Source organism: Agrobacterium sp. 10MFCol1.1, from assembly GCF_000381165.1.
Lineage (GTDB): Bacteria > Pseudomonadota > Alphaproteobacteria > Rhizobiales > Rhizobiaceae > Agrobacterium > Agrobacterium tumefaciens.
Genome location: NZ_KB906074.1, coordinates 302,355 through 325,489, shown reverse-complemented (window position 1 = coordinate 325,489; position 23,135 = coordinate 302,355). Strand labels below are relative to the sequence as shown.

The following is a 23,135-nucleotide window of genomic DNA, read 5'->3' as shown; positions in this document are numbered from 1 at the left end:
GATATCTTCCTGTTTTTGCTGCGCGGGATCCGGATCGAAACAACGCCGATCCGACGCAACCGGATGTGCCGGATCGGCCTGACGACACGTTGGTTAATGGGTAGCCCGACTGTGTGTCACGCGAATGAATACGGCACTCTTCGAAACGGTCTTCTCCGGCTGCATCTGTCACAAACCCGCCGCCCGTGATAAGCGCTCCGACATTCCAAATGCGGTGAGAAGACCATGAGCGATATCAGACCCGAAATCAGGATTGCCCTCTACCAGCCGGATATTCCCGGCAATACCGGCACGATCCTGCGGCTGGCGGCCTGTCTCGGCCTCGGCGTCGATATCATCGAGCCGGCCGGTTTCGATATTTCCGACCGCAACCTGAAAAGGGCAGGCATGGATTATATCGCAGCGGCGGCGCTGACGCGCCACGTCAGCTGGGACCGGTTTGAGGAGTGGCGCGCAACCACCGGCCGCCGCCTCGTTCTCGCCTCCACCAAGGCCGCCCTGCCCTATACGAAAATCGCCTATCGCCACGACGATATCCTGCTTTTCGGCCGTGAAAGTGCTGGTGTGCCAGACCACGTGCATGAGAAGGCGCAGGAGCGAATCATCATCCCGATGGTCGAGGGGCAGCGCTCCATCAACGTCGCAATGTCCGCCGCGATGATCACCGGCGAGGCTTTGCGCCAGACCGCATGGTCTTAAGCGCCTTTTTTAGCGCCATTTTTTCATGCAAATACAAAAATTGACCGTTTTTGCTTCAAAACTGTCGCAACCCGGCCTGTACCGAAGGCGTTCAGGCTCCTATACTTATTAGCCGGACAACAAAAATCGCCCTCGCCGCAGCCATCCGCCGGCGGGTGTGAGGAGACGTCGCATGCAATCCACCATTGTCATCGTCAACCTTCTCGGCGCAGTCGCGCTGCTGCTCTTTGGTCTTGCCCAGGTCAAGGATGGGGTTACCCGTGCCTTCGGCATGAAACTGCGAAGTGTATTGGCGACGGGCACCCAGAGCGGCCCGCGTTCCTTCTTTTCCGGCTTTTTCGCCACTGTCGCGCTGCAAAGCTCGACGGCAACCGCGCTTACCGTCGCCTCCTTCGCAGAACGCGATCTCATCAAGCCGCGCATGGCGCAGGTCGTGCTGCTCGGCGCCAATGTCGGCACCGCCGTCACCGCCTGGATTGTCGCGGCCGGTGTGGAGTGGCTGTCGCCGCTGCTGATCCTCTCCGGTATCGTGCTCAAAAAGGGTAGCTCAAACGCCCGACAAGGTGGCGGAACCGCGGTCATCGGCATCGGCCTGATGCTTCTGTCATTGCATCTGTTGAGCGGCGCGACCGAACCGATGCGTGCCTCGCCAGCCCTTGGCGTCTTCATCGGTCTGCTTGATGGCGCATGGCCCGTCGCGCTGATCTTCTCCGCCGTGCTGGCCTTCGTCTCCTCCTCCAGCCTCGCTGTCGTGGTGCTTATCCTGTCGCTTGCTGCTACCGGCACGCTGTCCGCCGGTCTCATCATCGTTCTCATTCTCGGCGCCAATCTCGGCGGCGCCATTCCGCCGGTCATCGCCACGCTCTCCGGTCCGGCCTCGGCGCGGCGCATCACCATCGGCAACCTTGTGGTGCGCACCATCGGCTGCCTCATCGCCATGCCACTAGCATCCTATGGCGCAACGCTTTTGCAGCAATTGCCGCTTTCGCCCGCCAAATTGCCTGTTGATGCGCATCTCATCTTCAATGTCATTCTAGCAGCGGTTGCCTGGCCCTTCTCAGCCCTCATATCCGACCTGATGGCAAAGCTGGTGCCGGGCGATCCGAAAACCGAAGATGGCCCGAATTTCCTCGATCAGCAGGCGCTGGATACGCCTGTTGTGGCGCTCGCCAATGCCACGCGTGAGGTCTTGAGCGTCGGCGATGCTATCGAGCGCATGCTGATCCGCGCCGAAAACGCCTTCAAGCATAATGATCTGGCACCCCTTCAGGAGGTGTCCCTGCTCGAAAAGAAGGTCGATCGCCGTCAGCAGGAGGTGAAGGTCTATCTTTCCCAACTGGGGCGCAAAGGGCTTGCAGACGACGAAGCGCGCCGTTCGATCGCCATCATCGATTACGCGATCAATCTCGAACATATCGGCGACATCATCGAAAAAGGCATTTGCGAGCAGATCCGCAAGAAGGTGCTGAACAGCTTCAAATTTTCCGACGACGGTTATGAGGAGTTGAAGACGCTGTTCGACATGACAATCGAAAATCTGCGGGCCGCCCAGAGCATTCTGGTGACCGGCGATTTCGATCTCGCCCGCCGGCTGATGGAAAGCAAGGTGGATATACGCCGCCTCGAAAAACAGTCGTCCAACCGCCATCTGGAGCGGCTGCGCGATGGGCTGACGGAAAGCATGCAGACGAGTTCACTGCATCTCGACATGCTGCGCGACCTGAAGCGCATAAACGCCCATATCGTGTCTGTGGCGCATCCCATTCTGGATGAAAGCGGCGTTTTGATCGAAAGCCGCCTGCGTTACGCCGAACCGCGTGCTTAAAGCTTAGTCTGCCGAAGGAAGCCGCCGCATGGTGAATTCGATGCGGTCGCCTTCCAGCTGCCGCCAGCTTTCCACTTCGGTCCAATAGGCGGCCTTCGGAAAACTGTCGAACCACTCGCGCGCCTTGGCACGGGCTTCTTCACGGTCGAGACAAAAGGTCTGCCGCACGAACATGCCGTTGCGCATCGCATCGCCGCCGTCACTTTCACGCGCCTTGCGGTGATTGGCGATCCTGCGCTTCAGCCCGTCCAGGGGCGGCGGTCCGGCAAATTTCGTCATGATATTCACCTCTGGCACCTACATCGCTAAAGATAGTGCCCGCATGTGAACTTGGCGAGTCGAATTTGTGCGCAAGGCCAGCACCTGCTAGATGCGACAGGGAATCGACTTCACCAAAGGAGAACATGCATGGAACGGCCATCTTTGCCGAAGGGCTTGCCCGAGGACATAGAAGACAAGAAGGCCGCCGCCCAGGCCTGGTTCCAGCATCTGCGCGACACCATCGTTACCTCCTTCGAAACCCTTGAAGACGAGCTGAGCGGCCCGCTCGCCGATCAGGAACCGGGACGCTTCGTGCAGAAGGACTGGCTGCGCGACAATGGCGCGGGCGGCGGCGGCAAGATGTCGATGATGGAGGGCCGCGTCTTCGAAAAGGTCGGCGTCCACACCTCCACCGTCTATGGTGAGTTCTCGCCGGAATTCCGCCAGCAGATACCGGGTGCGGAAGAAGACCCCAGCTTCTGGGCCTCGGGCATTTCGCTGATCGCCCATCCGGTCAATCCCAATGTGCCGGCTGTTCATATGAATACCCGCATGGTCGTCACCACCAGCCACTGGTTCGGCGGCGGCGCGGACCTGACGCCCGTCCTTGGACGCCGGCGGACGGAACAGGATCCGGACACCCAGCTTTTCCACCGCGGCTTCGAGATCACCTGTAACCGCCATCCCGTGGCCGACTATCCGCGCTACAAGTCGTGGTGCGACGAGTACTTCTTCCTCAAGCACCGCAACGAGCCGCGCGGCACCGGCGGCATCTTTTTCGACTGGCTGCACCCGGAAGAGGAAAAGGGCGGCTGGGACGCCAATTTCGCCTTCGTGCAGGATGTTGGCCGCGCCTTCAACCTGGTCTACCCAAAAATCGTGCGATCCAATTTCAACCAGCCCTGGACGGAAGAGGACCGCGACGAGCAGCTCATTCGCCGTGGCCGCTATGTGGAATTCAACCTGCTTTACGACCGCGGCACGATCTTCGGCCTCAAGACCGGCGGCAATGTCGAATCGATTCTGTCTTCCCTGCCACCCGTGGTCCGGTGGCCCTGAAATACTCACGTAAATTTGACGCCCGTCAGGAATTTGGGCGCAAATCGCGCAAATTAGGACTTATGGAAAAATAAAGGCAATGATAATCTCCTGCGTGCAGACGTACTGGAGGAGCTATCGTCATGATTACTTCGAACAGCATGCCTATATCCGCTTCCGCTGAGGGAGCCTCGCATTCCATCGATACACCTGATTTGATCGACCGCATGGCAGCGGAAATGCGTGCCACCGGCGATCGCGAACTGCCGCATTCCTTTTATGTCGAACAAGTAAAACGCACGCTTGCCGGAAAAGCGGTGACGCGGGCCGACAATGACGAAATGCCTCGTACAAAAATCCCGGCAGCCGGCACATCCTCTGTTTTCCAGTGCTGGGCGATGCCCGAATAGGGCCTGAACAGGGTCAGCGGACGCCGCTCTGGAACATTAGCGGCGACCGTTCGTTTCTTGTCAGAGGGACAGCAGGCATTTGCAGGCTGTCCCTCTGTCTAAAACAGGGAGGCAAGACCATGAGACTGTTTGAATGTGGAACGCTCGTGCCCGGCTGTGCCTGGCACACCCGCGCGGATGACGACGCGGAAGTCGTGCGCCGCACCGTGGAACATATGCGATCGGCCCACGGCGAAACCATCATCCGCGAAAACATGATCGAAAACATCAAATCCCGCATCCGCGACGAGGCAAATGCGGCCTGAGCCGCAACGCCTCCGACACTGTGATCTCAATTCTCCAGCATTTCCTTCAGCCGGGCGGTCAGCGCTGCCCGGTCTAGCGAGAAATTGACGTCGATCCACTTTTCTTCGAGGCTTTTCAGCACCTCGCCTACCTTCGGACCGGACTCCACGCCCGCGGCCATCACATCAGCGCCGCTCAGCGGAAAGCCGGGCTTGTGGAACTTGTTCGCTCTCGTCAGCAGCGTCGAAAGCCGCGCGACTTTCTGCATCGCCGCCTCACCGCCCGAAAGGTCGGCGCGGGCCGAGGCAAGCGCCAGTTTCAGCCGCGTCTTCACACCGTCAACGCCCTGCCGGTAAAGCAGCCGGTCGAGCGCCGTCTCCTTCATCTCCGGATCGATCACCGGCGCGGAAGCCCAGTGGGCGAGATATGCAGCTTCAGCCTTCGACAGCCGCAGCCGCCCAGCAAGCGCCGTTAGCCTCTCCCTGTCGGGCGGCACTATGGCAGCAAGCCGCAGCATCGGGTCAACTGTCCAGCCAAGCGCCTGTTCGGTTGCCACCAGCCCGTGAATTGCGTCGATACCCCATTTTTCCGTTTCGGGAAGAATTTCCGCCAACACGCCGGATTGCCGCATCCACAGCAAGGCGCGGGAGGGATCGCGCGCGGAAAGCAGCTTTTTCAGCTCGCTCCACACCCGCTCGGCCGAGAGTGTCCCAAGCTTGTCCTTGGCCCGCGCACTGGCGCGCAAGCCATCGGCATCAGGACGACCGGAGCCATAGTGGGCAAAAAAGCGGAAGAACCGAAGAATCCGCAGATAATCTTCCGAAATCCGCATTGCCGCATCGCCGATGAAACGCACCGTGCCGGTTTCAATGTCGGGAAGGCCATCGATGAGGTCGATGATCTCGCCCTTCTCGTCGGCGTAAAGTGCGTTGATGGTGAGATCGCGCCGCTCGGCATCGGTTTGCCAGTCTGTGCCAAAAGCGACCTGCGCATGGCGGCCATTGGTCTCGACATCGCGGCGCAGCGTCGTCACCTCGAAACCCTCGCCGTCGATCACCAGCGTCACCGTGCCGTGTTCAATGCCGGTCGGTACCGCCTTGATGCCCGCCGCCTTCGCGCGCTCAACCACCACATCGGGGGTAAGCGTCGTCGCCATATCGACATCAACGACCGGCTGTTCCATCAGCGCATTGCGCACGGCGCCGCCGACGATCCGCACCTCGCCGCCATCGGCGTTCAACAGCGCGAAGATGCGCTTCAGCGCCGGCTTTTCAAACCAGTCCCGCCCGGCAAGGCTGCTCATGAATAAAACCTCTCGTAAATCGTCCGTACGATGCCCGCCGTAATGCCCCAAATGTAGCGCTCGCCATAGGGCATTTCGTAGAAAAACCGCTCCTTCCCCTGAAAGATGCGGCTGCCGCGCCCGTGATTGGCTGGGTCCATCAGGAAAGACAGCGGCACCTCGAAAACCTCATCCACTTCCGTGGGATTGAGCGTCAGGTCAAAGCCGGGACGAACGACCGACAGCACCGGCTTGATGCGAAAACCGGTACCGGAAATATAATCCGGCAGACGCCCGACTGTTTCCACGAAAGATCGCGAGAGGCCGATCTCCTCTTCCGTCTCGCGCAGGGCCGCCTCTTCCGGTGTGCGGTCCCCAGCATCGATGCCACCGCCCGGAAAGGAAATCTGGCCGGAATGTTTGCGCAGGGTTGCGGTGCGCTGGGTGAAGATCACCCGCGCTTCGTTGCCGTCGTCGATGACAGGCACCAGCACGGCGGCGTCCTTCAGCCTTATGCCGTTTCCCGAAAGCACCACGCCCGGATTGAGCAGATGATCGCCATTCTCGCGTTCCGCCACGCCCTCGCCTTCCTCCAGCACCCGGCGGCGGAAATCGGCGGCGGTAAAAGTTTCAAGGCGGGTTGTCGTCATTGTCATTGCGAAAGCCGTTCCAGTTCATTGGCGGGCATCACGGGAAAGACAACCCCGCCCGAGCGCACGGCAAACATCTCGACACCGTCCACATCGATCACCTCGCCGAGTGCCACGAGATCATACATCACCGCCCGCGAGACGAGCGCCTCCAGCCTGCCGCGCACCAGAATATAGGGTTTCAATTCGCGGTTTTCTCCGAAAATCGTAAAGCGTAGCGGATGCTCCGGCCCGGCCTCCACCACATCGCCGACATTGGTGCGGAAGGTCAGCAGCGGTCCGCCATCCTTCTCGCCCGCCGTCACCTTCATCTCGACGGCCACGAAAGGTGCATCCACCACGCGGATGCCGACTTTTTCCACAGGAGTTACAAGATAGGTCTTGCCGTCGTCATCCTTGCGCAGGACCGTGGAAAACAGCCGCACAAGCGGCGCCCGGCCAATGGGCGTACCCATATAGAACCAGGTGCCGTCTGCGCGGATTTCCATGTCGAGATCGCCGCAAAAGGGGGGATTCCAGCGCTCCACCGGGGCAGGTCCACGTTTGGCGTCGCCGGTCTGCTCGGCGGCGCGGGAAATCATCGCCGCCAGCCCTGCTGCATCGCTTGCCGAATTTATCGTCTCCGCTGCCATATTCGAGTCTCGCTTTGCCGATAAGGAAATACTAAGTCACGACATAGTCATTCGAATGGCGCTTGTCAGCGGCCAAGAGAGCAATAAGCTAGTTGCAGCGCGAAATCCGCCCCGGCCAATGGCGATCAAGATCGGGGCAGGAATGGGTCGGCGGCAAAGGTATGAGGAGAGCGACATGGGCGTGATGAATACCGGCGAAACCCTCGACGAAAAAGCCATCGTCGCCTCGGCCGAAAAGGCGCTTTCGGATATTGCCGCGATCCGCGCGGAGGTATCCAAGGTCATCTTCGGCCAGGAAAAAGTGGTTCAGAACACGCTTCTCGCAATACTCTCGGGCGGCCACGCGTTGCTCGTCGGCGTTCCCGGGCTTGCCAAGACCAAGCTCGTCACCACGCTCGGAACGGTTCTCGGGCTCGATGCCAACCGCATCCAGTTCACACCGGACCTCATGCCATCGGATATTCTCGGCTCCGAAGTCATGGATCAGGATGAAAACGGGCGGCGCTCCTTCCGCTTCATAAAAGGTCCGGTGTTTGCCCAATTGCTGATGGCGGATGAAATCAACCGCGCCAGCCCGCGCACGCAGTCCGCGCTGCTGCAGGCCATGCAGGAATATCACATCACCATGGCCGGCCAGCGCTACGACCTGCCGAAACCCTTCCACGTTCTCGCAACCCAGAATCCGCTGGAACAGGAGGGCACCTATCCACTGCCTGAAGCGCAGCTCGACCGCTTCCTGCTGCAGGTGGATGTCGGCTATCCCGAGCTTGCCGCCGAACGCCAGATATTGCTCGACACGACAGGCACCGCATCGGGCGAGGCACGCAAGGTTATCGACGCCGAACGCATGATGGAAATCCAGGCCCTCATCCGCCAGATGCCGGTCAGCGACAAGGTGGTGGACGCGATTCTTTCGCTTGTCCGCTCTGCCCGCCCCGGCCACGGCAACAAATTGACCGACAAACACGTTGTTTGGGGCCCGGGTCCCCGCGCCGGCCAGTCCCTGATGCTGACGGCACGCGCCCGTGCGCTTTACGAAGGCAGGCTCGCGCCGTCGCTGGACGATGTCTATGCGCTGGCCGAACCGGTGCTGGAGCACCGCATGGCGCTGACATTCGCCGCCCGCGCCGAAGGCATGTCAGTGCGCGATGTCATCGCAGCCCTTGTGGAGCAGGCGAAGAACTAAGGCATCGGACCGAAAAGTGTGACGCTGTTTTCGGAAAATCCGATGCTCGACAAAAACTCGGAGCGGCCCGCCGCTCTGACATCTGCCTAAGCTTTCTCGAAAGGAGTGCCTGTGGCATCCATCGGCCAGATCGTAGATAAGACACCGGGTAGCGAAGTCCTGGCGCGCGCGCGCCAGCGTGCCGCACTGGTGCCGGACTGCATGGTCGAAGCCAAGCGCATCGCCAACACCGTCACCGCCGGCTGGCACGGCCGCCGCAAGCGTGGCATTGGCGAGAATTTCTGGCAGTTCCGCCCCTATGCCGAAGGCGAGAGCCTGTCGCGCATCGACTGGCGACGCTCGGCCCGCGACGACCACACCTATGTGCGCGATCGCGAATGGGAAGCTGCCCACACCATCTGGCTGTGGGCCGACATGTCGCCGTCGATGATGTTCAAATCCACACTCGGCTCTGTTTCCAAGGAAAGCCGCGCATTGGTGCTGATGCTGGCGCTGGCGGAAATCCTTGCGCGCTCGGGCGAGCGCATAGGTTGTCCCGGTATCATGGAGCCCATCTCGGCCAGAAACGCCGCCGAACGTCTGGCTGCCGCCATCATGCACGCGCCGCTCACCACAGGCATGCCGGAAACGGGCATGATCCGCGGTGCAAGCGACATCGTCCTCATAGGCGATTTTCTCGACGATGCGAAAAACGTTATGGAGCGGATTTCGCCACTCGCGCGGCGCGGCTTGCGCGGCCATGTGGTGGAAATCGCCGATCCGGCCGAAGAAACCTTCCCCTATTCGGGCCGCACCGAATTTACCGACCCGGAAACCGGTGAAAAACTCGTCTCCGGCCGCGCGGAAACCATTCGCGAGGATTATACCCGCGCCTATCTCGCCCGCCGCGAAGCGCTGTCTTCGTCGCTGCGCCGTCTCGGCTGGAATTTCGTGTTTCACCGCACCGATCATCTCGCCTCCGAGGCGCTTGTGGCTGTTCACATGTATTTATCGGGTGCGCCCGCGCAAGGCGGTGGCAACCGATGAGCGCATTGCCCTTCGTCTTCACCAGCCCCTATATTCTCTTCGGCCTTCTGGCGCTTCCAGCCATCTGGTGGCTGCTGCGGCTCACCCCGCCGCGCCCCAAGGCAGAGGTTTTTCCGCCGCTGAAAATTCTGGCCACCGTGCTGAAGCGCGAGGAAACGCCCTCGAAAAGCCCGTGGTGGCTGACATTGCTGCGCATCGCGCTCGCCGCCGCCGTGATTTTCGCGCTGGCCGATCCGGTGGTGAACCCCCGCAACAACAGCATTGCCGGCACTGGTCCCCTGGTGCTTGTGGTCGATAATAGCTGGGCCTCCGCAACTGATTGGCAGAGACGCGTCGAAACCGCTCAGGCCCTGATCGGCGATGCGGAAAGGGCCGATCGCCCCGTTTCCATCAGCTTCACCGCAGATGCCGAACATGACGCCGTGCCTGCCACCACGGCGGTGGCGCTGGACAAGCTCGCCGCCGCCAAGCCGAAGCCGCTTGCGCCGGACCGCGTGCGCACGGCGGAAGCCATTACCGAGGCGCTCAACGGCACCTCCCCCGGCACGCTCGCCTATATTGCCGACGGCGTTGCCACCGCGCAGGATGAAAGCGCACTCAAAACGCTGGCCAGCCTCTCAGCTGCCGAGTTCCGCATCGTCACGGGTGATGGGAAATCCATCGCCGCCATTACCGGCGCCACCAACAATGCCGATGCGATGAGCGTCACGCTATCGCGGCTCGACACGGCCTCCCCCAGCCGGTTGACCGTCAATGCGCAGGACAGCCAGGGCCGCATCCTTGCCACTGGCACCGCCAGTTTCGCCCCCGGCGAAGCGGAAACGACGGCGACGGTGGAAGCGCCTTTCGAATTGCGCAACGACTTCGCCCGCCTCTCCATCGAGGCAGTCTCGACGGCGGGCGCGGTGCATCTTCTGGATGACGGTTTCCGCCGCCGCCGCGTGGCGCTGCTGGCCGGTGAAACCGGCAATGATTTCCAGCCGCTGCTGCAGCCGCTTTATTACATCAGCCGCGCCCTTCAGCCTTTTGTCGATCTCATCCCGCAACGACAGGCAGATCTTGCGCAGGCGATCCCGGAAATCCTGCAATCCAATCCTTCCGTCATCGTCATGGCCGATATCGGACGTCTGCCGCAGGAGACCTATGAGCCGATGCAGCGCTGGCTTGCCGCCGGCGGCACGCTGATCCGTTTTGCCGGACCGCGCCTTGCCGCAGCCCCCACCAATGATCCGCTGGTGCCGGTGACGTTGCGGCAGGGTGAACGCGCACTTGGCGGCGCGCTCTCATGGGCCGAGCCACAGCCGCTTGCCGATTTCCCGAATTTCGGCGCCTTTGCCGGAATGCCGAAGGCCGATGGCGTGCTCGTAAAACGGCAGGTTCTGGCCGAACCGACACCCGACCTTGCCGAGCGCACCTGGGCGAGCCTTGCCGACGGCACGCCACTCGTCACCACCCGCAATGTCGAAGCGGGCCGCATCGTGCTGTTCCATGTCAGCGCCGAGGCAAGCTGGTCCGACCTGCCGATATCAGGCCACTTCGTCGATATGTTGCGCCGTATCGTGCAATTGTCCAAGGCAGGCGGTGCTTCCACCTCCGCGAATGCCCCCGCCGCAGCATTGCCGCCCTTCCGGCTACTGACGGCCGAAGGTGCTTTGTCAGCCGATGTCGGCTCCGCCCGGCCGTTGGAAATGCGCCCCGGTCAGGCTCCCCGCACCGGTTTCGACAATCCCCCCGGCCTTTATGGCACAGAGGATGGTTTCGTGGCTCTCAATCTTCTACCGGCTGGCGCCACGCTTCGCCCGCTCGATACCTCGGTCGCGGGTGTCAACACCACCAGCGAAGCACTGATCGGCGAAACGGCGAAATCGCTGCGCCCGGCCTTGTTCATCGCCGCCTTCCTGATGTTGATTGCCGACAGTCTCATCGTGCTCTTTATGAACGGCGCCTTCGCACGCCTGCCGAAAGCCCGCAGCGCCACAGCTGCCACCGTGCTGCTGGCCATTGGCGCCTTCGCCGCAATGTCCTCGAGCGATGCGCGCGCCGACGACCCCAAACCCGGTGACGAGCAGATTTTCGAGCGGCTGGACACGACGCATCTCGCTTATGTCCGCACCGGCGAGGACGATGTCGACCGCATTTCCGAACAGGGTTTGCAGGGATTGAGCGAATTCCTGACCTGGCGCACGACGCTGGAGCCCGGCCAGCCGGTCGGCCTCGATATATCCAAGGACGAATTATCCTTTTACCCGATCATCTACTGGCCGGTGTCGGCCTCCGCCCCCATGCCGTCGAGCGCTGCCATATCGCGTATCGATGCCTATATGCGCGCCGGTGGCACCGTTCTGTTCGACACGCGCGATCAGTTTTCGTCGCTCGACACTGGCGCGACCAGCCCCAATGGCGAACGTTTGCAGGCGATCCTCGCCAATATCGATATTCCGCCGCTGGAGCCCGTGCCGGAAGACCACGTCCTGACGCGGTCTTTCTACCTGCTCACCAATTTCCCCGGCCGTTACAACGGCTCGCCGCTCTGGGTGGAATCGCGCCAGGGGGCGGCGAAGACTACCTCCGGCCTCTCTTCCTCCGGCGATGGCGTGACGCCGATCATGATAACAGGCAATGATTTTGCCGGCGCATGGGCCGTCGATGCGCAGGGCGCGCCGGTGCTGCCCACTGTGCCGCCGGACGAGTTGCAGCGCGAACATGCGTTTCGCTCTGGCGTCAACATCATGATGTATATGCTGACCGGCAACTACAAGGCCGATCAGGTACACGTTCCCGCACTTCTCGAACGGTTGGGGCAGTGACATGACATTGACATTCGCCCCCTTCCTGCCGTGGATCGTTATTGCCGTTCTGGCCGTCGCCGCCCTTCTTCTCTCCTTCATCGGCCTGTGGCGCGGCGTGCGCGGCGCATGGCTGCGCGGGCTGGCGCTTGTCGCCCTGCTTGCCGCCATCGCCAATCCGCTTTTGACGCAGGAGGAACGCGAGCCTCTCTCCACAATCGTCCCCGTTATCGTCGATCGATCGCAGAGCCAGGACGTGCAGGACCGACCGCAGATGACGGATACGGCGCTTGCCGCGCTGAAAGACCGGCTGTCGCGCTTCCCGCGCATCGAACCGCGCATCGTGGAAGTGCGTGATGATGGTGAGAGCGATTCACCTTCGACGCAGCTTTTCTCGGCCCTCTCCTCTGCCGTCTCGGATGTTTCACCCTCCCGCGTCGGCGGTGCGATTTTCCTCAGCGATGGCCAGATCCACGATATTCCGAATGCTCTGCCCAATGCCGAACAGGCGCTTGGTTTCCGCGCTCCCCTCCACGGGCTGATCACCGGCAAGGCCGATGAATTCGACCGCCGTATCGAGATTGTCCGCGCGCCCCGCTTTGGCATCGTCAACGAGGAACAGCAACTGACGCTGCGCGTCTTCGATGATGGCCGTGCAGCCGCAGGCGGTGGTTCGGCGGAAGTAACCGTGAAGATGAACGGCGAAGAAATCGCCACCTTGCAGGCCACACCCGGCCAGCCGACACCCTTTACTTTCAAGGTTCCGCGCGGCGGCAACAATGTCATGGAATTTTCCGTCGCCGAGCTTCCCGGCGAAGTGACGGCCGCGAACAACCGTGCGGTTCACCTGATAGAAGGTATCCGCCAGAACCTGCGCGTGCTGCTGGTCTCCGGCGAGCCGCATGCGGGCGAGCGCGCCTGGCGCAACCTCCTGAAATCCGACGCCTCGGTTGATCTGGTGCATTTCACCATTCTGCGGCCGCCGGAAAAACAGGACGGTACGCCGATCAACGAACTGTCGCTGATCGCCTTCCCCACACGCGAATTGTTCGTGGAAAAGATCGAGGATTTCGACCTCATTATCTTTGACCGCTACCAGCATCGCGGCGTGCTGCCGATCCTCTATTACGATTACATCGCGCAATATGTCGAAAAGGGCGGCGCGCTATTGATCGCAGCTGGCCCGGAACATGCCGGTCAGGATTCGATCGCCATGACGCCGCTTGCATCCGTGCTGCCGGCCCAGCCGACAGGCCAAGTGCATCAGTCCGCCTTTTATCCCCGCCTCTCGGAAGCGGGCAAGAAACACCCCGTTACCCGTGGGCTGGAAGGGTCGGGCGATGAGCCGCCGCATTGGGGCCGCTGGTTCCGCACCGTCAGCGTCGAGCCGCCGCAGGGCCAGACCGTGATGCTGGGTGACGGGCAGGACCCGCTGCTGGTGCTGAACCGCCAGGGTGAAGGCCGTGTCGCCATGCTGCTTTCCGATCAAGGCTGGCTTTGGGCGCGTGGCTACGAAGGCGGCGGCCCGCATGTGGCACTTTACCGGCGCATCGCCCACTGGCTGATGAAGGAACCGGAGCTTGAGGAAGAGGCGCTGACGGCGCGCGCCAACGGCCGCACATTGCAAATTACCCGCCAGACCATCGGCGACGACCCCGGTCAGGCAAGCGTGCATTTCCCCTCGGGCAAAACCGAAAACATGGCCTTCAACAATACCGAGCCCGGTCTCTACAAGATCGAGCGTCGCATGGACGAGACCGGCCTGTTCGAAATCAAGAACGGCGATTTCACTACGCTCGTCCATGTCGGCGCGGTGGATGCGCCGGAATTCAAGGCAATGATTTCGACAACCGAAACGCTGAAGCCGCTTGCCGACGCCACCAAGGGCAGCGTGCACCGTGTCGCCGACAATTCGGGCCGCGTGGCACTGCCCGATATCCTGCCTGTCAGGGGTAATATCAGGGTTGCCGATGAGGATCGCATGCTGATACGCATGACCGACGAGACTGTGCTGAAAGGTGTCAACACCCTACCGCTGTTTGCCGGTTTTGCCGGGCTTGCCGCCCTGCTCCTTGCTTTCTCCGCGCTCTGGTGGCGTGAGGGCCGGTAGGAACTTTCCGGTGGAAGCTCAGGCGCTTTCACGTCTCGCAGTGGAAACGAGAAACGGCCGCCGCTCGGCGACCTGGGAAAGATAATCATGAATTTCGTTTTGAGCGACATCGCGGATGCAGAAGCTGAAAAGGCCATCCGCGATCCCCTGGTGGCCTATAATCTCGCCCGTTTTGGCGAAAGCGACAAACGCGAACTCATCATCACAATCCGCGACGATGAGAACACCGTCACCGGCGGTCTTGTCGGCTATACCGGCCGCGGCTGGCTTTATGTGCAGCTTCTCTTCATTCCCGAGACCTTACGCGGTCAAGGCACAGGCGCGAAGCTTCTCGGCATGGCGGAAGAGGAAGCGAAAAAGCGCGGCTGCATGGGCGCTTACATCGACACGATGAACCCGGATGCGCTGAGGCTTTATGAGCGCTGCGGTTTCACCAGGATCGGCTCGCTTGCCCCGCTCTCCAGCGGCCAGGCGATCACATGGCTTGAAAAGCGTTTCTAATCCGTTCGAAAGAAAGCGGTTGGCGCAGCAGTGTCAGGAGAGCGCCACCCGCCGCGTTTCCGCGTTGATCATCGTTGCGGCAATCGCAGCCAGCACCAGCAGCGCAGCGAAAATGCCGATGGCGAAACCGAAGCCCTGCGCGATGGCATAACCCAGCAACGATGGCGCCAGAAGGCCGCCCAGCCTTGCCATGGCGCCCGCAGCCCCCATGCCGGTCGCACGCGATTCCGTCGGGTACAATTCGGGCGTGAAGGCATAAAGCGCACCCCAGGTGCCAAGCAGCGCAAAGCTCATGATCAGAAGCGATGTGGCGATCATTGCGCCGCCTGTAGCGAGCGTGAAGAGCAGGCAACCGAGGGCGGACAGCAGGCAGAAACCGATCAGCGTCGGCTTGCGGCCCCATTTTTCAACGCCATAGGCCGCAAGCGCATAACCGGGGATCTGCGCCAGTGCCACCAGCACGAGGAAACCATAACCGCGCACGAAGCCGAAACCGTCTCCCGCCAGTTTTGCCGGCATCCAGGTGAAGATCCCATAATAGGAAACGGAGACAAGGAACCAGATGGCAAGGATCATGATGCTGCGCTGTCTGAGCGCCGGCGAAAATATCCCCTGCCCTTTTGAAACCTCGGGCTGAAAAAGCCCTGTCCCGGCATCAAGTGGCGCGCGGCCGTTTACCACCAGCATGCGGTTGACGATGACCTTGGCTTCGTCCGATCGACCTCTCCGCACGAGGTAAAGCGGCGATTCGGGCACCATGAACCGTAAACCCAGACCCACAACGGCTGGGAAAGCCGTAACCGCGAAAATATAACGCCAGGCATCGGCAACACCGGCAAGGCTGGCGCCCCACGCTGCAAGCGCCACGATCAGGGTTCCGATGGCCCAGAAGCCTTCCAGCATAACCAGCCAGCGCCCCCGGTTTTTTGCGGGCAGGAATTCCGCCATCATCGCATAATCCACCGGCAGGGTGCCGCCGACAGCCGCACCCGTCAAAAAGCGTAGGACAAGAAGAATGGCAAAGTTCGGCGCAAAGACGGAAAGTACACCGAACACGGCATCGCAGGCCACGGTGACGATCAACACACGGCGGCGACCATAACGGTCCGCCAGACGCCCGAAACCGGCAGCACCTAAAAGCATGCCAAAGAAGAAGGCCGTTCCGGTTTGAAGGGCCTGCGGAACAGTCAGGCCAAACGTTAGGGCAATCGAGGCGGCAGTGAAGCCGACCGCAAGCACCTGCATGGCATCCGCTGCCCAGACGAGGCCGAAAATACCCATCAACCGCCGCTGATAGGCGCCCGCACCTGCGCGTTCCAGCGCATCGTTCATGGTGATTGCCGTCATATGCTCGCCCCCGTGCCGAAATCGACTAACGAGTGCTATCGCATAGGGGAAAGAAACGGAATTGAATTTTGCGAAGTACGATGCATGGTTTCAAGGCAGAACACCATCCCGTCGTCTTTAGCGAAATAACCGGCCAGTATATGGGCGACTCAACGCCCCGTCCCTCATTTCTGTGCCTATCACAGGAATGAGGGAAAAGGACGCACTGGTGAGGGGCGGGAAATCCGACGTAACGAAATCCGTCAGCCGTAAACCCGAAGAGGCTCTTCGAAGCCGTCGTCTTCCGCCTGGGCTGCAGGCATGGCGGCCTCGCATTTGCGCCAGCCGATCTTGCCCTTCAGCCGCTGGTGCACGTCGTCACCAACAGGCACGACCAGCACCCGGTTCGGATCCACCGGGCCTGGAAAATCAAGCGCGGCGTAGGCGACCTTTTCGAAACCGAGCGGCATGTAATAGGGCGGATCGCCGATCAGAATGACGGCCTCCGAACCCTTCCGCCGGGCGGCAGCGATAGCAATCCGGACGAGTTCACGACCGATGCCCATGTTCTTGTGCGAAGGCCGCACGGCAAGCGGGCCGAGCATATGGCCTTTCACCCCACCGGCCAGAACCGGCGTCATGCGCACCGAAGCGATCGTCTCGCCATCATCGGCGCAGACGAAGGACAGCGACCGGTCATGCGGACCCTGCTCGCGAATACGCGCGGCGGCACGGGTGTGCCGACCGGGGCCGAATGCTTCTTCGTTGATGATTTCGATGATGGCGTCGTGCGACGCGTCCTCTGTGAGGTAGACAAGATCGTGCTTGGACATGAAGAGACCGAAACTTCCAAAATGCGGATGCGACAATAGATGACGGCTGCGCCGGTAAAGGCGTCAGGAGCGTCAGCGTCGTCGGAGCATCCGTGTTTCGATCATAATCTACAATTTCCTCAGATTTGTGAAAATCGCAATTATCAGGAAAATTCCCACCCGTCCAGAACAAATCTCGGCACTATCCCATTCAGCCCATGCGAGACCGGAAACGCATTGTTCAATGCGCCACGGGTTCGCGGCACCGCGCTAAACGGTTAGGATTGCGGTCAAGGAAACAATCAAGGAGATCATCATGGGCATGCTGGTGGAAGGCGTATGGAAAGACGTCTGGTACGACACCAAGGAAACCAAGGGGCACTTCAAGCGCAGCGCCTCGCAATTTCGCAACTGGGTAACGGTGGATGGCGCGCCCGGGCCTTCCGGCGAAGGTGGCTTCAAGGCCGAAAAGGATCGCTACCACCTCTATGTGTCGCTCGCCTGCCCCTGGGCGCATCGCACCCTGATTTTCCGTAAACTGAAAAAGCTGGAAGACCTGATTTCCGTTTCCGTCGTCGATCCGCTGATGCTGGAAAACGGCTGGGAGTTCAGACCGCAAGGCGAACGCACTCCGGGTGCAACCGAGGACCACCTCTTCGGCTTCTCCACACTGTGGCAGGTCTATACCAAAGCGGATGCCAACTATTCGGGACGGGTGACCGTGCCGGTACTGTGGGACAAAGAACGCGGCACCATCGTCTCCAATGAATCGGCCGAAATCATCCGCATGTTCAACGTGGCCTTCAACGACCTCACCGGATCGGCGGCGGAATATTATCCCGAAGCACTGCGCGCCGACATCGATGCACTGAACGACGTTATCTACGACACCGTCAACAACGGCGTCTACAAGGCCGGTTTCGCCACCACCCAGGATGCTTATCAGCAAAATGCCGTGAAGGTGTTTGAAACGCTTGATATGCTGGAAGACCGGCTGGAGGACCGCCGTTTCCTGTTCGGTGCAGGACAGACGGAAGCTGACTGGCGTCTCTTCACCACGCTGGTGCGATTCGACCCTGTTTATGTCGGCCACTTCAAGTGCAACATCCGCCGCATTCACGATTACCCGCATCTCACGGGTTACCTCCGCGACCTCTACCAGACACCAGGCGTGCCGGACACAGTCGATATCCGCCACATCAAGGAACATTATTATCGCAGCCACCTCACCATCAACCCGACAGGTATCGTGCCCGTTGGCCCGGACCTGGACCTGACCATGGCCCATGGCCGTGAGACGCTTACCTGACGGCAGAGACGCCGCCGCTACCAGTAGTCGGCAATCGCCGCTTTGCCGGAAAGTTCGGCAAGGCGGCGGCGGGTGGCGGGCGTCACATTTTCCGGCAGGTCCGAGAGATCGAAAAAACCGCTTTCGGTGATTTCATGATCCGGTTTTTTCGGCGTGGTCTGGGTGACCTGAAGCCGGTAGAGCGCCACATGATCGCGGTTGCTGCCTTCCAGATTGAGGTAGACATGGACAAGCTCGGGGATCGACGCAGCCTCGAGATTGCCTTCCTCGCGGATTTCCTTGTTGAGCGCCATCAGCAGCGTTTCACCGCGTTCCACCCCGCCGCCGGGCAGATACCAGCCGGGCAGATAGGTATGCCGCACCAGAAAAATCCGTCCCGCATCATCGAAGCAGAGCGCACGCACACCGAGGGTGGCACCGCGTGTGAACAGAAAAACGAAATGAAGCAGGCGGATAAGGATACGCGTGTGGAACGGACGGGCCTGCCGCTCGGTTCTCTCGTCATTCACCCTGGTTTCTCCTTGCCGGCAGGCTTTTATTGGACGTGCCGCATATCATAGGTTATCTCTGCCGCCATGTTCAAACTTGCGCATATTTCAGACGTCCATCTCGGGCCATTGCCAAAACTTACTTTCCGGGAACTTGCATCCAAGCGTATCACCGGTTTCGTCAACTGGCACCGCAACCGCCGCAAGCACCTTTTCACCGACACACTGGAAAAGCTGCTCGATGATCTCGAAGCCAAATCGCCGGATCATCTGGCTATTACCGGCGATCTCGTCAATCTTGCGACAGGCATTGAAATTCGCGCCGCCGCCGACTGGCTTGAAGAAGTCGGCGACCCTGAAAAGATCTCGGTCGTTCCCGGCAATCATGACGCCTATGTTTCCGGCGCGCACGACAAGGCCATGCGCGCCTGGTATCCTTATGTGCGGGGCGATGGCGACCCGGCGGAATGGGACGATGACCGCAAGATTTTCCCCTATATGCGCGTGCGCGGTCCCGTCGCACTGATCGGCTGCTCCACCTCGATTGCAACGCCGCCCTTCTCGGCCACCGGCTATTTCGGCAACCGTCAAGCACGCGCAACCGCGGAACTCTTAAAAAAAGCCGGTGAACAGGGGCTGTTCCGCGTGGTGATGATCCATCACCCACCGATCCGCGGTGCGGCGGCTGCGCACAAGCGCATGTTCGGCATTCGCCGTTTCGCGGCAGCGCTTGGCGTTGGCGGCGCCGAGCTCGTGCTGCATGGCCACACCCATTTGAACACCGTATACTGGCTGAACACTCACCACGGGCAAGAGCACATCCCGGTCGTCGGCATCGCCTCCGCCAGCCAGGGACCGGGCGGCGAAAAACCGCGCGCGGCCTATAATCTCTTCCATATTTCCGGTGGCCCCGGCACCTGGAACGTCGCCTGTGAACGCCACAGCCTCAACGATACCGGAACGGGTATCGGGCTTGAAGATATCAGGGTATTTTATGAGAATGGTAGGCCGTTGGGGTTCTCGCGGCTGGGGCGATAAACTCCGGAGTGTTGAGGTTAGAGTCTGTGGCTCACCCCCCTCTGCCCTGCCGGGCATCTCCCCCACAAGGGGGAGATCGGCAAGACGCTCTTTCGTCAATTCATTCTGAACGTTGAGATGGGCGAGACCGTGCCTCAGGTCGATCTCCCCCATTGTGGGGGAGATGTCCGGCAGGACAGAGGGGGTAGCCCCACCCCCAAACGCCAACTTTACTTAACCCGCTCTTCCAGCACCCGATTGGCCGCCGAAACAATCGCCTCCAGCGAAGCGCCAACAATATTCGTATTCACCCCGGCGCCGAACAATTTTCCGCCCGGATGCTCCATCTCAACATAGGCAATGGCGGAAGCATTGGACCCATGTTGCAGCGAATGCTCGGAATAATCATTCACCGACAGATCGATGCCGAGATAGACCGACAGCGCATTGATGAACCCGTCGATAGGACCGGTGCCCTTGCCCTCGATGCGCTTCACCTCACCGTTATCGGTGATTTCGGCGGCGACAATGCGCACGCCCTTGAAATCGCCCGCCGGATAGGTGTGGTGATCGACGAACTTGATGCGCGCATTCGGCTGAGTCACGTAACGCTCCATGAAGCGCTCGTAGATGCGCTTGGCCGGCAGTTCCACGCCCTCTTCATCGGTGATGCGCTGGATGTCTTCGCGGAACTCCACCTGCAGGTTGCGCGGCAGGTTGATGCCGTAATCCTGCTGGAGAATATAGGCGATTCCGCCCTTGCCGGACTGCGAATTGATGCGGATGATCGCTTCGTAGGAGCGGCCGACATCCTTCGGATCGATCGGCAGATAGGGCACTTCCCATACCGGGTGATTGGCAACCTTGATCGCCTTCATACCCTTGTTGATCGCATCCTGATGCGAGCCGGAAAACGCCGTATAGACCAGTTCGCCGACATAAGGGTGGCGCTCGGGGATCGTCATCTCGTTCGAATATTCGTAGACCGCCTTGATGCGCTCAATATCGCGGCAATCCAGCTCAGGATCGACGCCCTGCGTATACATGTTCAGCGCCAGCGTCACGACGTCGACATTGCCGGTGCGCTCGCCATTGCCGAACAGCGTGCCCTCGACGCGGTCCGCACCGGCCATCAGAGCCAGCTCCGTCGCAGCGATGCCAGTGCCGCGGTCGTTGTGCGGATGCAGCGAAATGATGACGTTTTCGCGATTATCGATATTGCGGCACATCCATTCGATCTGGTCGGCATAGATGTTCGGTGTCGCCATTTCGACAGTGGAAGGCAGGTTCAGGATCAGCTTGTTATCCGCCGTCGGCTTCACCACCTCGACCACGGCATTGCAGATTTCCAGCGCCACTTCCAGCTCGGTGCCGGTAAAGCTTTCCGGAGAATATTCGAAGCGGAAACCGCCGCCGGCCTTGGCCGCCATGTCGGTGATCATCTTGGCGGCATCGACGGCAATCTGCTTGATGCCGTGTACATCCTTGCCGAATACCACGCGGCGCTGCAATTCCGAGGTGGAGTTGTAGAAGTGGATGATCGGCTTGTTGGCGCCTTCCAGCGCTTCGAAGGTGCGGGTGATCAGTTCCGGACGGCACTGCACCAGCACCTGCAGGGAAACATCCTCAGGCACATTGCCCTGCTCCACGCACCAGCGGGCAAAATCGAAGTCCGTCTGCGAAGCGGAAGGGAAACCGATCTCGATTTCCTTGAAGCCCATTTCGAGCAGCAGCTTGAACATGCGGGCCTTGCGGTCATGGCCCATGGGGTTGACCAGCGACTGGTTGCCGTCACGCAGGTCCACCGAACACCAGATCGGCGCCTTGGTGATGGTCTTGCCCGGCCACGTGCGGTCAGGAATATTGATGGTCGGGTAAGGGCGATACTTGACGTTCGCGTCCGACATGCCTTTGGAAATATTGGTGATCTTGCCGTCCATTTCGCTTCCTCCTTGCGCATTCCGCGGGCTTCTCGAGCCATCGGCGGATGCGCGGCCCTCAAGGGCCTAAATCCAGTATAAAATGAGATTTCGAGATGAGGAGCATTTGCGCCAGCGGGCTTTCGGCCGCCGGGCGCTCCTCACTGGACCCGGCAACCGCGTGTAAGGTCGAGGCTAAGAAGCGAGAGTGCACCGCACGGAGAGGCAATCGCAGAAATCTGCGCGCTCATGCCGGAAATGGTTGCGATGCTGTTGCTCATGGGCAAGCTTATAATCGGCGAAATATTTGGATGCAAGGGCTATTGTCGCTTCAATCCTTTTACGAAACCAGTCAACGCCATCATCAACCCGCCACCGATCAGCCCCCAGAAGGCACCGGAGACACCGGCGAAGGAAAGGCCGGAGGCGGTGATGAGGAAGGTGATCGCCGCTGCCTCGCGTGTTTCCGGATCCTTGAAAGCCGCAACGGCAGAGCCGGAAAAGGCGCCCACCAGTGCAAGCCCCGCCACCGCCTGAATGAGGATAGGCGGCGCCAGTGCCACGAAAGCCGTGACCGCGCCCGCCAGCAGGCCGAAGACGATGTAGCCCAAACCGCCGATGATCGCCGCCCAATAGCGCCGTTTCGGATCAGGATGGGCGTCCTCGCCAGCGCACATCGCCGCCGTAATCGCGGCAAGATTGACCGCATGGCCGCCGAAGGGTGCGGAAAGCAATGAGAAGAACCCGGTCGCCGCGAAAAGCGGTCCGGGCTGCGGATCGTAGTGATTGACCTTCAGCACTGCGATACCGGGAATATTCTGCGACGCCATGGTGACTATGAAGAGCGGCAGCGCGATGGAAATGACAGCGTGCAGGCTGAAGACGGGCGTTACCCACTCCATCGGAGGCGTCAGCGATTGCGCCACACGGTCAAGCGCCCCCGCCGGAATATCGACACCGAAGATCATCACCAGCACGAAAGCGGCAAGTGCCGCAGGCACGGCGAAAAGTCGTTTAAAGGCTCCCACCACGATCCAGGCAAGAATGATCGGCAATCCGAGCGCCGGGTTAAAGCCGATCGCCTTGATCGGCGCAAAACACAGGCCGATGATGACCCCGGAGAGCATGGCGTTGGCAAGTGGCGCTGGAATGGAGGCCACCGCCTTTCCGAGCGGCCGGAACAGGCCGGCAATGATGATCAATATGGCGCAGATGATGAACCCGCCCACGGCGGCCGGAAAACCGCCCTCGATCACGCCCGTGGTCGCCAGCAAGGCTGCACCAGGTGTCGACCATGCGATGCTGACAGGCATCCGCGTCGCGACTGAAAGCGCTATCGCGCAAACCCCCATCGCCACCGAAAGCGCCATCAGCCCAGACGCTGCCTCGAAATCCGTCGCACCCACAGCCTTCAGGCCCTGCAACACCACGGCGAAAGAACTGGCAAAGCCGACAAAGGCGGTCAGGCACCCCATGAACAGGCTCTGTACGGAAAAATCTCTCATCAACATGGCGGTTCCCGGATCTTCTGTTTCCCTTGAAGATCAAAAAACCCAACCGCTGGCAAGATGCC

General features: G+C 60.6%; 21 protein-coding genes. 12 read left to right on the top strand and 9 right to left on the bottom strand.

The annotated features are described in order from the left end of the window. Positions 1-225 precede the first annotated feature (225 nt). Both F617_RS0109920 and F617_RS0109915 read left to right on the top strand, forming a co-directional pair. Positions 226-699: a tRNA (cytidine(34)-2'-O)-methyltransferase gene (locus F617_RS0109920; protein WP_003513525.1), complete on the top strand. Its 474-nt coding sequence runs from the start codon at positions 226-228 to the stop codon at positions 697-699. Between the two features lie 172 nt (positions 700-871). Further along, positions 872-2,524: a Na/Pi cotransporter family protein gene (locus F617_RS0109915; protein WP_019565202.1), complete on the top strand. Its 1,653-nt coding sequence runs from the start codon at positions 872-874 to the stop codon at positions 2,522-2,524. Positions 2,525-2,527: 3 nt separating this feature from the next. Here the strand turns inward: F617_RS0109915 and F617_RS0109910 are convergent, their stop codons facing one another. After that, entirely contained in the window at positions 2,528-2,803 is a 276-nt protein-coding gene (locus F617_RS0109910; protein ID WP_019565201.1) for a hypothetical protein, read from the bottom strand. 129 nt (positions 2,804-2,932) lie between these two features. On the opposite strand from F617_RS0109910, the gene hemF reads away from it, so the two are divergent. From hemF to F617_RS0109895, 3 genes are all read left to right on the top strand, one after another. Further along, the gene (gene hemF / locus F617_RS0109905) at positions 2,933-3,844 is read left to right on the top strand and encodes an oxygen-dependent coproporphyrinogen oxidase (protein WP_003513531.1); all 912 of its coding nucleotides are present in this window, start codon (positions 2,933-2,935) and stop codon (positions 3,842-3,844) included. Between the two features lie 122 nt (positions 3,845-3,966). Beyond that, positions 3,967-4,233 carry a hypothetical protein gene (locus tag F617_RS0109900; protein WP_003513532.1) on the top strand — a complete coding sequence of 89 codons (267 nt, stop codon included), beginning with the start codon at positions 3,967-3,969 and terminating at the stop codon, positions 4,231-4,233. A 119-nt stretch (positions 4,234-4,352) separates the two neighbouring features. Then, the gene (locus tag F617_RS0109895; RefSeq protein ID WP_003513537.1) at positions 4,353-4,538 is read left to right on the top strand and encodes a DUF1059 domain-containing protein; all 186 of its coding nucleotides are present in this window, start codon (positions 4,353-4,355) and stop codon (positions 4,536-4,538) included. 26 nt (positions 4,539-4,564) lie between these two features. Here the strand turns inward: F617_RS0109895 and F617_RS0109890 are convergent, their stop codons facing one another. From F617_RS0109890 to F617_RS0109880, 3 genes are read right to left on the bottom strand one after another with little or no spacing between them, the layout of a single operon-like run. After that, entirely contained in the window at positions 4,565-5,821 is a 1,257-nt protein-coding gene (locus tag F617_RS0109890; protein WP_019565200.1) for a CCA tRNA nucleotidyltransferase, read from the bottom strand. After that, entirely contained in the window at positions 5,818-6,456 is a 639-nt protein-coding gene (locus F617_RS0109885; RefSeq protein ID WP_003513539.1) for a CoA pyrophosphatase, read from the bottom strand. Before F617_RS0109885 ends, F617_RS0109890 begins: the two co-directional genes overlap by 4 nt. Further along, positions 6,453-7,082: a DUF1285 domain-containing protein gene (locus F617_RS0109880; RefSeq protein ID WP_013636611.1), complete on the bottom strand. Its 630-nt coding sequence runs from the start codon at positions 7,080-7,082 to the stop codon at positions 6,453-6,455. Before F617_RS0109880 ends, F617_RS0109885 begins: the two co-directional genes overlap by 4 nt. Positions 7,083-7,257: 175 nt before the next feature. Between F617_RS0109880 and F617_RS0109875 the strand changes: the two genes are divergently transcribed. The 5 genes from F617_RS0109875 (at position 7,258) to F617_RS0109855 (ending at position 14,691) form a co-directional block, all read left to right on the top strand. Continuing rightward, the gene (locus F617_RS0109875; RefSeq protein WP_003513541.1) at positions 7,258-8,268 is read left to right on the top strand and encodes a MoxR family ATPase; all 1,011 of its coding nucleotides are present in this window, start codon (positions 7,258-7,260) and stop codon (positions 8,266-8,268) included. 111 nt (positions 8,269-8,379) lie between these two features. Beyond that, positions 8,380-9,294, top strand: a complete 915-nt coding sequence (locus F617_RS0109870; RefSeq protein ID WP_003513542.1) for a DUF58 domain-containing protein — start codon at positions 8,380-8,382, stop codon at positions 9,292-9,294. Beyond that, entirely contained in the window at positions 9,291-12,101 is a 2,811-nt protein-coding gene (locus F617_RS0109865) for a DUF4159 domain-containing protein (protein WP_019565199.1), read from the top strand. Before F617_RS0109870 ends, F617_RS0109865 begins: the two co-directional genes overlap by 4 nt. 1 nt (position 12,102) lies before the next feature. After that, complete coding sequence (locus tag F617_RS0109860; protein ID WP_019565198.1) at positions 12,103-14,190, top strand: membrane protein; 2,088 nt, start codon at positions 12,103-12,105, stop codon at positions 14,188-14,190. A gap of 87 nt (positions 14,191-14,277) precedes the next feature. Further along, complete coding sequence (locus tag F617_RS0109855; protein ID WP_019565197.1) at positions 14,278-14,691, top strand: GNAT family N-acetyltransferase; 414 nt, start codon at positions 14,278-14,280, stop codon at positions 14,689-14,691. Positions 14,692-14,724: 33 nt separating this feature from the next. On the opposite strand, the gene F617_RS0109850 is transcribed toward F617_RS0109855, so the two are convergent. Further along, positions 14,725-16,038 (bottom strand): MFS transporter, encoded by a 1,314-nt coding sequence (locus F617_RS0109850; protein ID WP_019565196.1) that lies wholly within the window; start codon positions 16,036-16,038, stop codon positions 14,725-14,727. A gap of 242 nt (positions 16,039-16,280) precedes the next feature. Beyond that, positions 16,281-16,850, bottom strand: a complete 570-nt coding sequence (locus F617_RS0109845; protein ID WP_013636617.1) for a GNAT family N-acetyltransferase — start codon at positions 16,848-16,850, stop codon at positions 16,281-16,283. A 295-nt stretch (positions 16,851-17,145) separates the two neighbouring features. Between F617_RS0109845 and F617_RS0109840 the strand changes: the two genes are divergently transcribed. After that, a complete protein-coding gene (locus tag F617_RS0109840; RefSeq protein ID WP_019565195.1) occupies positions 17,146-18,138 on the top strand; it encodes a glutathione S-transferase family protein in 993 nt (330 codons plus the stop codon). Between the two features lie 17 nt (positions 18,139-18,155). Here F617_RS0109840 and F617_RS0109835 read toward each other — a convergent pair whose 3' ends face one another. After that, positions 18,156-18,647, bottom strand: coding sequence for an NUDIX domain-containing protein (locus F617_RS0109835; RefSeq protein WP_019565194.1), 492 nt, complete (start codon positions 18,645-18,647; stop codon positions 18,156-18,158). 66 nt (positions 18,648-18,713) lie between these two features. Here F617_RS0109835 and F617_RS0109830 point away from each other — a divergent pair, with 66 nt between their 5' ends. After that, positions 18,714-19,664, top strand: coding sequence for a metallophosphoesterase (locus tag F617_RS0109830; RefSeq protein WP_013636620.1), 951 nt, complete (start codon positions 18,714-18,716; stop codon positions 19,662-19,664). A 209-nt stretch (positions 19,665-19,873) separates the two neighbouring features. Here F617_RS0109830 and leuA read toward each other — a convergent pair whose 3' ends face one another. Continuing rightward, positions 19,874-21,583, bottom strand: a complete 1,710-nt coding sequence (gene leuA / locus F617_RS0109825) for a 2-isopropylmalate synthase (RefSeq protein WP_013636621.1) — start codon at positions 21,581-21,583, stop codon at positions 19,874-19,876. 299 nt (positions 21,584-21,882) lie between these two features. Next, positions 21,883-23,070, bottom strand: coding sequence for a benzoate/H(+) symporter BenE family transporter (locus tag F617_RS0109820; RefSeq protein ID WP_026330766.1), 1,188 nt, complete (start codon positions 23,068-23,070; stop codon positions 21,883-21,885). Positions 23,071-23,135 lie beyond the last annotated feature (65 nt).

What these genes read in the sequence shown, in the direction of transcription:
- F617_RS0109860 (WP_019565198.1), top strand. Translation starts at nt 12,103, where the DNA reads ATGACATTGACATTCGCCCCCTTCCTGCCGTGGATCGTTATTGCCGTT.
- F617_RS0109890 (WP_019565200.1), bottom strand. Translation starts at nt 5,821, where the DNA reads ATGAGCAGCCTTGCCGGGCGGGACTGGTTTGAAAAGCCGGCGCTGAAG.
- F617_RS0109840 (WP_019565195.1), top strand. Translation starts at nt 17,146, where the DNA reads ATGGGCATGCTGGTGGAAGGCGTATGGAAAGACGTCTGGTACGACACC.
- F617_RS0109900 (WP_003513532.1), top strand. Translation starts at nt 3,967, where the DNA reads ATGATTACTTCGAACAGCATGCCTATATCCGCTTCCGCTGAGGGAGCC.
- F617_RS0109920 (WP_003513525.1), top strand. Translation starts at nt 226, where the DNA reads ATGAGCGATATCAGACCCGAAATCAGGATTGCCCTCTACCAGCCGGAT.
- hemF (WP_003513531.1), top strand. Translation starts at nt 2,933, where the DNA reads ATGGAACGGCCATCTTTGCCGAAGGGCTTGCCCGAGGACATAGAAGAC.
- F617_RS0109830 (WP_013636620.1), top strand. Translation starts at nt 18,714, where the DNA reads ATGTTCAAACTTGCGCATATTTCAGACGTCCATCTCGGGCCATTGCCA.
- F617_RS0109855 (WP_019565197.1), top strand. Translation starts at nt 14,278, where the DNA reads ATGAATTTCGTTTTGAGCGACATCGCGGATGCAGAAGCTGAAAAGGCC.
- F617_RS0109880 (WP_013636611.1), bottom strand. Translation starts at nt 7,082, where the DNA reads ATGGCAGCGGAGACGATAAATTCGGCAAGCGATGCAGCAGGGCTGGCG.
- F617_RS0109875 (WP_003513541.1), top strand. Translation starts at nt 7,258, where the DNA reads ATGGGCGTGATGAATACCGGCGAAACCCTCGACGAAAAAGCCATCGTC.
- F617_RS0109895 (WP_003513537.1), top strand. Translation starts at nt 4,353, where the DNA reads ATGAGACTGTTTGAATGTGGAACGCTCGTGCCCGGCTGTGCCTGGCAC.
- F617_RS0109885 (WP_003513539.1), bottom strand. Translation starts at nt 6,456, where the DNA reads ATGACAATGACGACAACCCGCCTTGAAACTTTTACCGCCGCCGATTTC.
- F617_RS0109845 (WP_013636617.1), bottom strand. Translation starts at nt 16,850, where the DNA reads ATGTCCAAGCACGATCTTGTCTACCTCACAGAGGACGCGTCGCACGAC.
- F617_RS0109915 (WP_019565202.1), top strand. Translation starts at nt 872, where the DNA reads ATGCAATCCACCATTGTCATCGTCAACCTTCTCGGCGCAGTCGCGCTG.
- leuA (WP_013636621.1), bottom strand. Translation starts at nt 21,583, where the DNA reads ATGGACGGCAAGATCACCAATATTTCCAAAGGCATGTCGGACGCGAAC.
- F617_RS0109865 (WP_019565199.1), top strand. Translation starts at nt 9,291, where the DNA reads ATGAGCGCATTGCCCTTCGTCTTCACCAGCCCCTATATTCTCTTCGGC.
- F617_RS0109850 (WP_019565196.1), bottom strand. Translation starts at nt 16,038, where the DNA reads ATGACGGCAATCACCATGAACGATGCGCTGGAACGCGCAGGTGCGGGC.
- F617_RS0109910 (WP_019565201.1), bottom strand. Translation starts at nt 2,803, where the DNA reads ATGACGAAATTTGCCGGACCGCCGCCCCTGGACGGGCTGAAGCGCAGG.